The sequence below is a fragment of the Bacillus cereus group sp. MG20 genome (genome assembly GCF_040459885.1).
In the GTDB taxonomy this organism is placed as follows: domain Bacteria; phylum Bacillota; class Bacilli; order Bacillales; family Bacillaceae_G; genus Bacillus_A; species Bacillus_A cereus.
In genome coordinates this window covers 3,812,428-3,825,688 of the sequence record NZ_JARVHF010000001.1, presented here as the reverse complement: position 1 = coordinate 3,825,688, position 13,261 = coordinate 3,812,428, and the positions used below count along the sequence as shown (strand labels likewise).

Sequence of the window (13,261 nt, the reverse complement as noted above, 5' to 3'; positions counted from 1 at the left end):
AAAACAGAAGCATACTCCTTTTTGCATACGTATTGATACATGTGTGCTGTAGTTGTACTAATATATGGATTAAACGACTCTTTTCCCTATAACAAAAAAGCTTGCCCTTCAGAATAGGCAAGCTTTCTCAAATTATTCCTCACTCATTCTCTTCTTATACCAATCCTGCATTCTCTCCGCATCTTCTACTCTCGTATGCTCTATTTTATAACTAGATGATGCACTAGAAAACTTATACGTACATAAATCCGCTCGGCGCTGGAAATATGATTGTGTCTTCTCCATTGATTGGACATGTCTTCTTCTAATAAGTCCTGTATATTTTCCGACGCTACGATAGACAAGTGTAATTTGTTCTCCGTTAACACTGTAACCATTTGTTTTAAATGTTGCGTATCCAAGTGTAAAGATGAGGATCGCGAGCGGAATTAATGCCCACATGATGAAGTGCTTTTCAGAGTATATACTTATTCCAATAAGCGGGATTGCTAGCATTGCGAAGAAAATGAAACTATCAATGAGATAGCGGCGTAATGCTGCTTTTGGTAATGCAATAATGTTTGCATTCAGTTCGTATGGTAATTGTAAATGGGCGAGTAACTGTTGTACTCGATCTTTTCGAATGATTGGGTGCAGTGTAACCTTTTCTTTTTCGTCACTCATTCCTTTACTTTGAATGACTTCTACTTGCACAGCACAATAACCGAATGGTTGGCGTAAAATACTTTCTTTTATCGTAATACCTTGAATACGATGCAATTTTAGTACGAGCTCTTTTTTCTCAAGTAATCCTTGCGAAATGCGGACTTCGTCATTTCTTCGATTCACTGTGAAATCTCCATGTTTTAGCGCATAACCAATTGTCGATATAATCCACGAAAGGACGAGCAAAATAGCTATCATAAAAATCCAGCCATATATATCATGTTCCATTACATACGACTTTACGCTATTCTCTATCCATTTCGGAATGTACTCATCTACTTGGTGATACACAAAAAAGATTAATGAGAATAATAATCCAAATTGACCAGATGTAACAGAGGCTATTAAAATCTCTTTCCACGTTAATTTGTATTCTCTCGCTTGTTTTTCCTCTGTAATGATTTCTTTTACTTCTTCTGATGTTTTTTCTACTTTCAATTCTGAAGCCGACTCATTTAACATTGCGATAAGCTCTGTCGCTTCTTCTACCGTAATTCCAGCTAAGCTAACTTCTGCTTCATCGCCCCCGCCAGCTGTTTCAATCTGAATTTTTTTCAAACCGAGCATTTGATATAGTACGTTAGAACTTGTATTAATCGTTTGAACACGTTCTTTATTTAAGTAGCTCTCCTTTTTCACGAAGAGACCTTTTTTCACATGTAATACGTTATTTTCAACCCAATATGTTGTGTAATACCATTTTTCAAATGCTGAAAAAACGGTGAGTAAACCAAATGCTGCGGGAATTAAATACCAAAACGGGAATTTTCCGTTTAAGCTAAACATGAAAATAATGAGTGGTATAAAATCTGTTATTTTTAATTCTAATAACATCGTGATTGGATGCTGCCTCTTATACATCCTCATCACTCACTTTCGCTAATTCTGCGATTTTCGTTTTCAACATTTCTGCTTCATACATCGTTAAGCCTGGGATGCTATGAGAAGTTGCTGCTGTTGAAATGTGTAATTCTGCTAAGCCATATTTTCTCATAATTGGTCCTTGTTCAATCGTTACGTGCTGCACACGAATCATCGGTACTAATACGCGCTTTACGACAAAAAGACCGTGCTGAATTTCAAGCTCTTCTTCATTTAGTTGGTAGCTGTAATAACGTTGACGTAGTTTCGGGAATAAGAAGTACGAAAATGGTGCGAACACAACTGTTAGCCCAATCATTACATACAAAATCCACGCCCACCAATCAAACTTTATCATGAGGAAAAGGTAAGCTAAAATGACGAGTATACCAATCCCTTCTTCAATTACAGCACGAACTTTCCACACCTTGACCATGTCAGGGTGAATTTCATTTTTCAATGGACCCATGTAACCACTCCAAATCTAGTAATCTAATATATGAATACTCCCAATCTATATTTTACATAACTTTACAGAAAATTGAAATTTAATCTTCTTTCTTCTCCGGAATAAAATATCCGAACCAAAGTAACCAAATGAAACCGATTAACTTTAGCCAACTTCCATCCGCTTGAAAAGCTTCAATCATACCTGGTATTTTATAAATCCCAATAAATCCAAGAAAACCGAGCCACCAGTTTTTTTGCATTTTCATCTTTACTCCTCCTTCATGACGTTTTTCACATTTCGAATCCAAATTTCTTTATACTTTAAATGGAATCCCATGAGCATATAGTTGCTCATATTATCGATCACAAGCGCTAGCGTATGAGCATTTTCTTCCGTTTCATGTTGTGACACAACGCCCAGTCTCGCGCCTTTCTTCAATAAATCGTGGAAACCATGTAAGAAATCCTCTTGTATTTCAAATAAACGTTTCTGGTACTTTTCATTTCGCGATGCAGTTACGATAAATTCATTGATAACGCGTAGTATTCCTTCTTGCCCTTCATACTCAGAGAGCATATGTAAACCATCTGCGATTAGCTTTTCTGCAAAGTTTTCTTTCGTATACTGCTCTTTATCGAAGTAATTTGCAAAATGATAATCAGAAAAAATCTCTTCAAATAAAAAATCAACTAACGCTTCTTTAGAAGAAAAATGATAGTAAATAGCCGGTTTTGAAATACCTACCTCTTTCGCAATCATGGAAAGACTCATCTTCTCAATGCCGTGTTCTGCCATAAGTTTAAATGATGCCTCTACAATGTTCTGCGATGTTTGTAAATTCTTCGTCATACTGTACCTCACTTATTTTTACTTACCGGTCGGTAAGTAAATTATAAAACAAAACGAAATGATTTTCAATTTAGTTAGCACTACATAAGGTATTTATTGGAAAATGCAGAAAATTATAAAGTAAAAGCAATATATAACAATAAGGAGGATATCATATGGGACTTGGTGGTAATGGCGGCGGTGAAGCGGGACAAGCTGGTAAGAGCGGATTTTCATTAATCATTGTACTTTTTATCGTATAGATCATAGTTGGAATTAGCTATATCGGATTTGGCTTCTAAGAAAAGACGTCCTACATTACACATGTAGGACGCCTTCTTTTTAATCCCTATTCAGCAACCGCATACGATAACAATTCATCGTTACTTCCCCAAGTCTGTGCAGTAATTGATAGTTCGCATACGCGCCGACCGGGGCACCGATTATGGGTACGAGCTGAAGCATTTTTGCTAAATCGATATAGTCTCGGTACTCTGTTTGGAACTTTTCCCAGTCCATATGGTTTTCTTCTTCTGTATCCCATGTTTCGATTGCTTTCCATATTTCTTTTCGGTGGTCGTCACTTGAAAAGGCAAGCTGGAAAACGTGAAGGATAAAAAGGCGCTCTTCTTTGTCGCTCGTATCAAATCCGTACAATGTTGCTGCATCGAATAAAAATTTAATTTTAATGCCGAGTAAAAGCGGAAAGTCAGCAAGGCCAAGGAGAATACCGCCTGCTCCCGTCCCTGCTCCTTCTGCCGCTGCTATTTTTTTGTACTCATCCATTTTTTTACGTACTTCATCGTCTCGTCTTTGCAATGACCAGTTCGTCTCTTTTAATTTCGGCTTTATAAAGTTTGATCCGGCGCTAATTGTTTGTACCATCATCCGAATCGTTTCTGTTAATACTTTTTGCACTTTCGCCGGAATAAGCTGTTGTACTTTCGTCTGCACTTTCTTTGAGAACCGTGTCATCATAGAAGAATCTTTCATGAATGTAGCTTTCCACTGCTCCAGTTCTTTTATAACCTTTTCTTCATATGTAATCATAGGTTCATTCCCTTCAATTTAAACGCTCAATACGTTTTGCCCCGTATTGATAAACGAAACCGATACTAAATACTATGCTTACGACTAGTAAAATTCCCGTCATCATGAAATCTTTCGTCGCAAGTGCAAATATAACTGTAAAGATTATACTCCCGATGATTAGAATCGCATTTAATAAAGTAAGAAAATCTTTCTTCTTTTCATCTACCTTTACTGGATACAAATCAAGCCAAATCTTCATGCGATGATGCTTCCATAAAGTTAATAGCTGATAACCGATTAAGTATAAGAAAATAAGGCTTACGATAAATCGTCCATATAAAAACGGAATGAAGTAAAGAATAACTCCTCCAAGAGCGAGCAGGCGCACATATAAGCCAAAATAATTACCAGATCTTAAGAAAGTTCTCGTATATAAGTATAAATATGTACGCTTTTCCCCTATCATCGACAGAATGAAATCAAGCCATTTTCTGCGTGCTACTCTCTCTTTTAATGCTGGTACATCAACGAACATATTCGCGATGCGGTACAGCAGCATCATCTTCTTACCTTCTTCGGAAATTAAATACTCCCAGTTTAGTGGCTTTCCTTTGACCATTTGATGCATGATAGCAAGATATAACACCATGAGCAGAACGATTCCGCCAATAACAAGAACTGAAGTACGTTCTACAAGGAAATATACAAATAAACCGTTTAAGATAAAACGAATAAACCAATCAGCCCTTTGTATATTTTGATCTGTTAAAAATGACTTTTCCCACGCGACGAATAAATTCCACGCTTTTACAATGACAAATGCGAGGACAATCCATATGTAGCCAGCACCTGTTTGCTTCATTTGTTGGAAGTATAACGGAGCAAGCGCAGCTGCTACGATTGCGATTATGTATAACTGAATCATAAATGTAAAGAGAAATGCCTTTGTGAAATAAGGTTTTAATTTTTCTTCTACTGGCAGTAAGTAAACAAGATCTGCTTCTTTTAATAACGTTTGTATCGATCCGGCCGTTAATACGAGTCCAAGCAACACTGCCATAACAAGCGCTGTCGGAAACGAAGGTGTTAACGTTTGTAACCATTGCTGGTAATAATACGCTCCTGCGCCGATGATAAATACAAAAATAAATTTCAAATGATCATTAAATACGTATTTACTATATGTACGAACTTCTTTTAGAAAGTGACGAAATCGTTCTTTCCATAATGCTGTGCTATTCATAATCTTCTTCCTTTGTTAGCGCGATGTAAATATCATCTAACGTTGCACCCGGCATATTAAACTGTGATTGTAGTTCAGCTAATGTTCCCTTCGCTCTTACTTCACCTTGATGCAGAATAATGAACGAATCACAATAACGCTCTGCCGTCGCTAAAATATGTGTGCTCATTAAAATACCGGCTCCACTCTTTTTCATTTGATCCATCATTTGAAGAAGAGATTGAATTGCTAACGGATCAAGCCCTACGAAAGGTTCGTCCACAATGTAAAGAGATGGTTCCACTAAAAATGCACTCATAATCATTACTTTTTGTTTCATCCCTTTTGAGAAATGAGACGGAAACCATTTCAAACGATTTTTCATGCGAAATTCTTGTAATAGTTGTCCTACACGTTCTTCATATTGTTTTTCATCGACACCGTACGCCATCGCTGTTAGCTTCAAATGTTCTTCTAGCGTTAGCTCATCATATAATACAGGTGTTTCTGGGATGAACGAAAAACTAGAACGGTACGCTGTCATATCATCACGAATTGTTTTCCCATTAATTGTGACAGTTCCTTTTTTCGGTTCCATTAAACCGATAATATGTTTAATCGTCGTACTTTTACCAGCTCCATTTAAACCGATTAAGCCGACAAGTTCGCCTTTATTAACAGAGAACGAAACATCTTTTAATACAGGTCGTTTCGTATATCCTCCTGTAACATTTTCTACACGCAATAACTCGCTCATACGACACCACTTTCTTCATTAGTATTCATTCTATATTCATCTTACCAAAAATTATGCTGTACTACATAGTATCCATGTACTCAAAAAAAAATTTTAAATTTATTAGCATATATTTTCCCGAAAGCGGACATCATAATTAGTGAAGAAGGAACACATTGAAAAAGCAACCACCAATTGATGAGTACAACAACATAGTGAAGTCATCATGAAATGGGGTGTCCATGTTGGACAAAGAAATTTACACATAACCAGATTATTTGTTTCATTTTAGAAACGGGGTGTCTCCGAAAGAGCATATACTGTTTTAAAAAATAAACAATTTCCTTTTATGAAAGATTGCAATTCATTTCACTTGAAAATGGGGTGTCTACGGCAGAAACTTTAGCCGATTTACCGTGCATTTCTTAAATAAATGAGGTGTCTGCGAAACGTAAATTACGATAATGCTTTTTCAATCCCTCTTCAGAAAACAGGAAGCTGAGTCAGCTTCCTGTTTTTCGTGTTTGTTCTCTTATGTAATTATGGTAAAATACGGCTAAGGATATTTGAAAGGATGAGATCAATGAATCATACAGCAGACAATTGTATTTTTTGTAAAATCATTGACGGGCAAATCCCTTGCTCAAAAGTATACGAAGATGAACATGTGCTTGCATTTTTAGATATTAGTCAAGTAACAAAAGGACATACTCTTGTTATTCCGAAAGTTCACAAACAAGACATTTTTGCGTTAACGCCAGAAATCGCATCACACATTTTTTCTGTCGTTCCAAAAATCGCAAATGCGATTAAAGCAGAGTTTAATCCAGTTGGCTTTAACCTACTTAACAATAACGGTGAAAAAGCTGGACAAACTGTGTTCCACTTCCACCTTCATTTAATTCCACGCTACGGTGAAAAAGATGGTTTCGGTGCTGTTTGGAAATCACACCAAAATGAATACACTATGGAAAATTTACAAAACATCGCAAGTACAATTGCAAATAGTGTGAAATAATGACACTATAAGAAGGCGTAATACATAACAAGCCACTTCCCTGAAGTCATCAAATTCCGCATGGCTTGTTTCTTCACTTAAAATGCTCAGGGATGATTTTTTTGTGCATAGCACATATAAGAAAGATATGCATATTGTTTTACATCATGAATACGAACAAAAAATAAGGAGGTCTCCTTTTATGTCAAAAGCTAAATCCTTTATTACAGGTGTTATTTGCGGGGGAGCAGTTGCTGGACTAGCCGTTCTTTTCTCAACTCCTTCTTCTGGTAAAGACATGCGCGGCAAGTTAAAAGAAAAAGGAAATGATATTAAAAAGACTTTAGCTGATATTACAGCTGATACGAAATTATTAAAGCGTCAAATTGTTGAAACTGCTTCAGAAGGTAAAGAAGTGTTCCAAGAATTAAAAGATGACATGCAAGACACGCTTTCTAACTGGAAACAAGATATTTCTCAAAACAAGCGCCATATTGAGAAAGAAATTTTGGACATCCAAAAGTCAATTGAGAAACTGCAAGAAGCTGTTCCAGAAAAAGCGTAAACAAATTCCTGCTTAGTTTTTTGCATATAACAAATATTTTTTATATAAATTGACCTTGACACGGCATATCGTATAGATATGCCGTGTTTTTATGCATTTACAATATATGTTATCAATTAACATGTAAGGACAACGCATGTATTCACGACTCATAAAACGCTTCCATAGTTATGCATGATTTGTATAGAATGTCATTTTGTTAAAAAATTTTCACAATTCTTACAAAAAGACTTTATTAATTTTTATTTTACTGGCATAATAGATAGTAATGAAAAAGAATGTTAAAGTGGGTGAGTAAATGAAAAGTGGAGAAAAAGATTACTCGGTAAAAGAAGCGATGATTTTCAGCCAACGCATTGCTCAATTATCGAAAGCGTTATGGAAATGTGTAGAGAAAGATTGGCAGCAGTGGATTAAACCTTACGATTTAAATATTAATGAACATCATATTTTAACAATCGCTTATCATTTAAAAGGGGCTTCTATTTCTGAGATTGCTAAGTTTGGAGTTATGCACGTATCAACGGCGTTTAACTTCTCGAAAAAGCTGGAAGAACGCGGCTATCTTGTATTCTCAAAAAAGGAAGATGATAAACGAAATACGTACATTGAAATTACAGACAAAGGGGAAGAATTACTACTTCGCTTAATGGAAGAGTATGATCCTGAAAATAATTCAGTGTTTAATGGGGCTCTTGCACTTCGTAATTTTTATGGGAAGTTCCCAGAAAATATCGAACTGATTGCAATCCTGCGTAATATTTACGGACAAGACTTTATCGATATTTTTGAGAAATCATTAGAAGATATTGAAGAGAACTTTACAGAATCCGATCAAAAGTTAGTTAAGAAATAATCTATTTATTTTTTCGCAATCATGCTTAAGAATTCATTCATAAGCGGCTTAAATAAACCTTGTTTTGCTAGCGCTTCCGCAGTTTCGTGTACTTCGAGCTGATGTGGAAGCGCTTTTTCAAATTGATCTAACAGCGCATCGAACAAAAGAAGCCCTTCTGCTTTCTCCACTACATATTGCTCGTTCAGTTTTTCACAAAGATTTAGTATACGTTCAATATCTTTTTTACGAGCTTTTTTCTTTATGATCAAAGAATAAAATGGACACTTCTCTTCATCAATCATTTTAAATAGTAGGTCTACGTAGTATTCAGCTTGTTCTAATCTTCTAACAACGTCCATTTTCTCCCTCACTTTCTAACACAAAGTCTTCTATTTCTGAATTTTGTAACACGAACAAAATATCGTGTGATACAATATATGTATATGTATTTTAGCCAAAAGGAGGTCTCGCCTCATGACACTTATAACAGTTGTTTTTGTCGCATTCGCACTTCTTGTTATATTTTACACGAATTTCATGACACATACACTGTGTGAACGAAAACAAATAGCTGCGAGCCGCCAGCCCGGTGTCTTTCGGGTTATTAATGTATGTATAACAATTTTATTAATTTCTAGTTATATAGAAATTATATTTCATGGAAAGTGAGGAAGGAAAGCCCCTTCCTCACTTTTTTCCTCTATAAGCAAATTATACCTACAATAACCAATAAAATAAACAGTACAAGTAATAAAATAAGTTGAGAATTCATCCCCATCCCCTCCTCTATTCTGTATATGCGGCATACGCCTAATATGGCACACTTTCAAAATCTGACACGTACTGGTTAATTTTTCTTTATCAATATGAAAACGCGTCGAAATATGATATATTAAATTTTGTACATATTGCTTATACTATAGAACAAAACATTCATCAAAACTTTATCCTCAGCCACGGTAAGCCCTGTTAAGCGCGCTTTACCAATACAAAAAAGCAAAAGTATCAGTGAGACTTAATCGGGCTCTTATGAATTTAAAATTCATCGGTGTAGGATAAATTAAAAATACATAATAGTAGGAGTGTTTATCGAATGAAGAAAGCTATGCTTGCCTTAGCCGCAACAAGTGTAATCGCATTATCAGCATGTGGAACATCATCATCAGACAAAATCGTTACATCTAAAGCTGGTGACATTACAAAAGAAGATTTCTACAATGAAATGAAACAAAAAGCTGGTAGCCAAGTCTTACAAACCATGGTTATGGAAAAAGTTCTTATTAAAAACTACAAAGTAGATGAAAAAGAAGTAGACAAAAAGTTTGATGAAACAAAAAAACAAGTTGGTGATCAATTCGATACACTATTAAAACAACAAGGCATGAAAGAAGAAACATTTAAAAATACTATCCGTGCCTCATTAGCTCAAGAAAAAGCTATTGAAGAAGCAATTACCGATAAAGATTTAAAAGCAAAATTCGAGGATTATAAAAAAGAAGTGAAAGCAAGTCATATCCTTGTAAAAGATGAAGAAACTGCTAAAAAAGTGAAAGATGAACTTGCTCAAGGTAAATCTTTCGAAGAATTAGCAAAACAATACTCTGAAGATACAGGTTCAAAAGAAAAAGGTGGCGACTTAGGATTCTTCGGACCAGGGAAAATGGTAAAAGAATTTGAAGAAGCAGCTCAAAAGTTGAAAAAAGGTGAAGTAAGCGAACCTGTAAAAACACAATTCGGTTACCATATTATCAAAGTAACTGATAATCACGCAGATGCAACTTTCGATAAAGCAAAAGCTGATATGAAAAAATCACTAGCTCAAGAAAAAACGCAAGATGCTCAATTCATGAACGATCTTATGATGAAAGAAATCAAAAAAGCTGACGTAAAAGTTGACGATAAAGATTTAAAAGATCTTTTCAAAGAGCCAAAAGCTGACGATAAAAAAGACGAAAAGAAATAATGAAAAGCTCGGGCTAAGCCCGAGCTTTTTTATGTCCCCTCTTCCAGGGGGAAATTATATACAGATTGGGTAAATGAAATTACATGATTGACTCTTCGATTCTATAGAAAGGATAACGTCTTTTTCATTTTATGGATAGTGTAAAATCTTAGTTAGTTTTACACTATCTTCGTTACCGAAAGTTTATTTTGTCATTCGTTTAACTAAAACCATCTTTTATGCATTTCACTTAAAAACATTTCTGTGATTCTAAATCCTGAACTTTCCCCTATAATAGAGTCAATCCCACAATGCGGACAAACTGCTGTGTTATCATCATCCCACCACTCTGTAATTTTTTCTGGATGGAAAATTTCTAAACAATAGAAACAACCACATATAACATCCTTTTCTAAGTGCTTTCTATTACGAGAACAAAAACGATGTGCTTCCTCAAAATATTTTCCCATCAGTATCCCCCTATTCCTGATTGTTTCTATACTTTACTTAGATTATCCTCGGCAAAATTGCAATTATTTCTTACAGAAAAACAAAAAACCCTTGATTCACAACGCGTGGAACCAAGGGTTTATCTCATCATTATTGATTAAATTAAGAAACTATGTTAAATTAGTACAGAAACACGCTTTCTAAAATACACAGAACGTATTTATCCGTATCTTAATTGTACAACAAAACCTTTCTTCAGTCAACCTCTATTTTTCACTTTTAAAGGAGTGCTTACGTATGAACAAAAAACTTGATCTAGAGCAAAAACGATTGGATACCGTAATCGAAACGATTACGCAGCAAATTGATAAGCTGGAAAACGAAACTGGCAGACGCCGGGCAGAAGTAATCAACATCCGTAAACACTTCTGGGATGACGTTAAAGTGAATACAGATACTTTTGATGATTACCTTGAAACAGTTATCAACTTAAGACAACAAGCTCAGTCACTAGCTGTTACACAAATCACCCATAAACACACCTTTAATCGACTTGCCGCGCTGCGACGCATGCAAAAAGCACCTTACTTCGGACGCATCGATTTTACTGAAGAAGGCGAACCTGCCGCAGAACAAATCTATATCGGTGTTTCTACCCTTACTGATGCAAGCGGAGAAAACTTTCTTATTTATGACTGGCGCGCCCCAATTTCAAGTGTTTATTACGACTATCCACCAGGACCGGCTGAATACAACACACCAGGCGGCGTAATTCGCGGTAATGTGGAGAAAAAATTACAATACATTATTCAAAATGGCGAGATTGATTCCATGTTCGATACGAGCCTCACAATCGGTGATGAAATTCTGCAACAAGCGCTCGGAAAAGGTACAAACAAACATATGCAGAGCATCGTCGCTACGATTCAGCGTGAGCAAAATGAAATTATCCGTCACGATGAAGGCCGACTCCTTATCGTTCAAGGAGCTGCTGGTAGTGGTAAAACATCAGCTGCCCTGCAGCGAATCGCCTACTTACTATATAAATATCGCGAATGGCTAAAAGCGGATCAAATTATTCTCTTTTCCCCTAACTCTATGTTCAATAGCTACGTTTCTAACGTACTACCTGAACTCGGTGAAGAAAATATGCAGCAAGTAACATTCCAAGAATATTTAAACCATAGACTAAGTAAGTCATTTGATGTGGAAGATCCTTACGAACAATTAGAATATATGCTAACTGAAACAAATAGCGCAAATTACAAAATTAGAAATGCGAGCATCCGATTTAAAGCATCCACTCAATTTTTCGAAATGATTAAAGCGTACAGACAATCTCTTGAAACTTCAGGCATGCTATTTAGAGGAATGAAATTTAGAGGGAAACTGATCGCCTCAGCTAAAGAAATTACAGAGCAATTTTACAATACTGACTCCTCCCTCCGCTTCCATAGTCGAATTGAGAAGTTAACGGATTGGCTAAATAAACAAATAGATGCACTTGAAAAAGCAGAACTGAAAAAGCCTTGGGTAGAAGAAGAAATTGAATTACTTAGTAAAGATGAATATCAAAAGGCTTATAAATACTTGCAGACAAAAGGCGAGTTTGACGACAACTCTTTTAATGACTATGAGAAAGAAACGAAAGTCCTGGGACGTATGATTGTCCGCAAAAAATTGAAGCCGCTTCGTAAAGGCGTTCAAACACTGCGCTTCATCAATTTCACAGGAATCTATAAACAACTCTTCACAGACGCATCATGGGTTACTGGAGAAAAACCGAAAGAATGGGATGACATTTGCTCTCTAACGGTGAACATGCTTGATGAAGGAAAGCTATATTACGAGGATGCGACTCCATTTTTACTTTTAAAAGAATTAATTGAAGGCTTCCAAACGAACAGATCGATTAAACACGTACTCGTAGATGAAGCGCAAGATTATTCTCCGTTTCAGTTCGAGTTCTTAAAACGTCTCTTCCCTGCTGCAAGAATGACGGTACTCGGAGACTTTAACCAAGCGATATTTGCCCATGCGAGTGAGGCAGTGAATTTCAATACACTTACTAGCTTATACGGACCAGATGAAACGAACGGTATTAACTTAACTCGTAGCTACCGCTCAACAAAACCGATTATTGAATTTACACGTGCTCTCGTACCGGAAGGGAAGAACATTCACGCCTTTGAACGCGACGGCGAGAAACCTACAGTAACGAAAGTAGCTGATTACAGCGAACTGCACGAGCATATTACTACAAAAGTTACCGAACTAAAAAAACAAAATCACAATACAATCGCAATTATATGTAAATCCGCAACTGAAAGCGCCGCTGCATACGAAGCACTCCGTCATATCGAGAATATTAAACTCGTGAAGAGTAACTCAGCCGAGTATGAGCAAGGTATCGTCGTAATCCCTGCTTATTTAGCAAAGGGTATTGAATTTGACGCTGTTATTATTTATGATGCTTCTGAAGATGTATACAGTGATGAGAGCATACGTAGATTGTTCTACACTGCTTGTACGCGCGCGATGCATGAGTTGCAACTTTATAGTGTTGGCAAGGTTAGTCCTTTTGTGCTTGGGGCTGATTCGGATAGTTTTGAACTTATAACGAAAACACCTTGA

General features: G+C 36.2%; 15 protein-coding genes and 1 pseudogene. 7 read left to right on the top strand and 9 right to left on the bottom strand.

The window, feature by feature from the left end:
* Positions 1–132: 132 nt before the first annotated feature.
* The 4 genes from QCI81_RS19635 to QCI81_RS19620 all read right to left on the bottom strand — a co-directional run bounded on the left by QCI81_RS19635 (position 133) and on the right by QCI81_RS19620 (position 2,866).
* A complete protein-coding gene (locus tag QCI81_RS19635; RefSeq protein ID WP_071731885.1) occupies positions 133–1,566 on the bottom strand; it encodes a PH domain-containing protein in 1,434 nt (477 codons plus the stop codon).
* The gene (locus tag QCI81_RS19630) at positions 1,559–2,035 is read right to left on the bottom strand and encodes a PH domain-containing protein (RefSeq protein WP_071731884.1); all 477 of its coding nucleotides are present in this window, start codon (positions 2,033–2,035) and stop codon (positions 1,559–1,561) included. The genes QCI81_RS19635 and QCI81_RS19630 overlap by 8 nt, the downstream gene beginning before the upstream one ends.
* Before the next feature lie 79 nt (positions 2,036–2,114).
* Positions 2,115–2,282: a hypothetical protein gene (locus tag QCI81_RS19625; protein WP_000783806.1), complete on the bottom strand. Its 168-nt coding sequence runs from the start codon at positions 2,280–2,282 to the stop codon at positions 2,115–2,117.
* Positions 2,283–2,284: 2 nt separating this feature from the next.
* Positions 2,285–2,866 (bottom strand): TetR/AcrR family transcriptional regulator, encoded by a 582-nt coding sequence (locus QCI81_RS19620; protein ID WP_016082590.1) that lies wholly within the window; start codon positions 2,864–2,866, stop codon positions 2,285–2,287.
* 155 nt (positions 2,867–3,021) lie between these two features.
* On the opposite strand from QCI81_RS19620, the pseudogene yjcZ reads away from it, so the two are divergent.
* A pseudogene (yjcZ, locus tag QCI81_RS19615) lies at positions 3,022–3,105 on the top strand (sporulation protein YjcZ); the annotation flags it as partial.
* Between the two features lie 82 nt (positions 3,106–3,187).
* On the opposite strand, the gene ecsC reads toward yjcZ, so the two are convergent.
* Genes ecsC through ecsA form a run of 3 tightly spaced genes read right to left on the bottom strand, consistent with a single transcriptional unit; the run spans position 3,188 to position 5,856 of the window.
* Positions 3,188–3,895 (bottom strand): ecs operon protein EcsC, encoded by a 708-nt coding sequence (ecsC, locus tag QCI81_RS19610; protein WP_065482464.1) that lies wholly within the window; start codon positions 3,893–3,895, stop codon positions 3,188–3,190.
* 13 nt (positions 3,896–3,908) lie between these two features.
* Entirely contained in the window at positions 3,909–5,120 is a 1,212-nt protein-coding gene (ecsB, locus tag QCI81_RS19605; RefSeq protein WP_065482461.1) for an ABC transporter permease EcsB, read from the bottom strand.
* On the bottom strand, positions 5,113–5,856 hold the full coding sequence (gene ecsA / locus QCI81_RS19600) for an ABC transporter ATP-binding protein EcsA (RefSeq protein ID WP_053565078.1): 744 nt from the start codon (positions 5,854–5,856) through the stop codon (positions 5,113–5,115). The genes ecsB and ecsA overlap by 8 nt, the downstream gene beginning before the upstream one ends.
* Positions 5,857–6,418: 562 nt before the next feature.
* On the opposite strand from ecsA, the gene QCI81_RS19595 reads away from it, so the two are divergent.
* The 3 genes from QCI81_RS19595 (at position 6,419) to QCI81_RS19585 (ending at position 8,253) form a co-directional block, all read left to right on the top strand.
* Entirely contained in the window at positions 6,419–6,853 is a 435-nt protein-coding gene (locus QCI81_RS19595; protein WP_001016835.1) for an HIT family protein, read from the top strand.
* A gap of 181 nt (positions 6,854–7,034) precedes the next feature.
* Positions 7,035–7,397, top strand: a complete 363-nt coding sequence (locus QCI81_RS19590) for a YtxH domain-containing protein (RefSeq protein ID WP_000030302.1) — start codon at positions 7,035–7,037, stop codon at positions 7,395–7,397.
* Positions 7,398–7,695: 298 nt separating this feature from the next.
* Positions 7,696–8,253 carry an HTH-type transcriptional regulator Hpr gene (locus QCI81_RS19585; protein ID WP_000834924.1) on the top strand — a complete coding sequence of 186 codons (558 nt, stop codon included), beginning with the start codon at positions 7,696–7,698 and terminating at the stop codon, positions 8,251–8,253.
* Positions 8,254–8,258: 5 nt separating this feature from the next.
* On the opposite strand, the gene QCI81_RS19580 is transcribed toward QCI81_RS19585, so the two are convergent.
* Positions 8,259–8,594, bottom strand: a complete 336-nt coding sequence (locus QCI81_RS19580) for a DUF1878 family protein (protein ID WP_000383655.1) — start codon at positions 8,592–8,594, stop codon at positions 8,259–8,261.
* Positions 8,595–8,709: 115 nt separating this feature from the next.
* Between QCI81_RS19580 and QCI81_RS19575 the strand changes: the two genes are divergently transcribed.
* Positions 8,710–8,904: a hypothetical protein gene (locus tag QCI81_RS19575; protein ID WP_000172690.1), complete on the top strand. Its 195-nt coding sequence runs from the start codon at positions 8,710–8,712 to the stop codon at positions 8,902–8,904.
* 424 nt (positions 8,905–9,328) lie between these two features.
* Positions 9,329–10,198: a peptidylprolyl isomerase PrsA gene (prsA, locus tag QCI81_RS19570; protein WP_071731881.1), complete on the top strand. Its 870-nt coding sequence runs from the start codon at positions 9,329–9,331 to the stop codon at positions 10,196–10,198.
* Between the two features lie 203 nt (positions 10,199–10,401).
* Here prsA and QCI81_RS19565 read toward each other — a convergent pair whose 3' ends face one another.
* Entirely contained in the window at positions 10,402–10,647 is a 246-nt protein-coding gene (locus QCI81_RS19565) for a hypothetical protein (RefSeq protein WP_064532783.1), read from the bottom strand.
* Positions 10,648–10,924: 277 nt separating this feature from the next.
* Between QCI81_RS19565 and helD the strand changes: the two genes are divergently transcribed.
* Entirely contained in the window at positions 10,925–13,261 is a 2,337-nt protein-coding gene (gene helD / locus QCI81_RS19560) for an RNA polymerase recycling motor HelD (RefSeq protein ID WP_071731880.1), read from the top strand.

Coding starts and splice junctions, on each gene's coding strand:
- QCI81_RS19635 (WP_071731885.1), bottom strand. CDS start 1,566: ATGTATAAGAGGCAGCATCCAATCACGATGTTATTAGAATTAAAAATA.
- QCI81_RS19630 (WP_071731884.1), bottom strand. CDS start 2,035: ATGGGTCCATTGAAAAATGAAATTCACCCTGACATGGTCAAGGTGTGG.
- QCI81_RS19625 (WP_000783806.1), bottom strand. CDS start 2,282: ATGAAAATGCAAAAAAACTGGTGGCTCGGTTTTCTTGGATTTATTGGG.
- QCI81_RS19620 (WP_016082590.1), bottom strand. CDS start 2,866: ATGACGAAGAATTTACAAACATCGCAGAACATTGTAGAGGCATCATTT.
- ecsC (WP_065482464.1), bottom strand. CDS start 3,895: ATGATTACATATGAAGAAAAGGTTATAAAAGAACTGGAGCAGTGGAAA.
- ecsB (WP_065482461.1), bottom strand. CDS start 5,120: ATGAATAGCACAGCATTATGGAAAGAACGATTTCGTCACTTTCTAAAA.
- ecsA (WP_053565078.1), bottom strand. CDS start 5,856: ATGAGCGAGTTATTGCGTGTAGAAAATGTTACAGGAGGATATACGAAA.
- QCI81_RS19595 (WP_001016835.1), top strand. CDS start 6,419: ATGAATCATACAGCAGACAATTGTATTTTTTGTAAAATCATTGACGGG.
- QCI81_RS19590 (WP_000030302.1), top strand. CDS start 7,035: ATGTCAAAAGCTAAATCCTTTATTACAGGTGTTATTTGCGGGGGAGCA.
- QCI81_RS19585 (WP_000834924.1), top strand. CDS start 7,696: ATGAAAAGTGGAGAAAAAGATTACTCGGTAAAAGAAGCGATGATTTTC.
- QCI81_RS19580 (WP_000383655.1), bottom strand. CDS start 8,594: ATGGACGTTGTTAGAAGATTAGAACAAGCTGAATACTACGTAGACCTA.
- QCI81_RS19575 (WP_000172690.1), top strand. CDS start 8,710: ATGACACTTATAACAGTTGTTTTTGTCGCATTCGCACTTCTTGTTATA.
- prsA (WP_071731881.1), top strand. CDS start 9,329: ATGAAGAAAGCTATGCTTGCCTTAGCCGCAACAAGTGTAATCGCATTA.
- QCI81_RS19565 (WP_064532783.1), bottom strand. CDS start 10,647: ATGGGAAAATATTTTGAGGAAGCACATCGTTTTTGTTCTCGTAATAGA.
- helD (WP_071731880.1), top strand. CDS start 10,925: ATGAACAAAAAACTTGATCTAGAGCAAAAACGATTGGATACCGTAATC.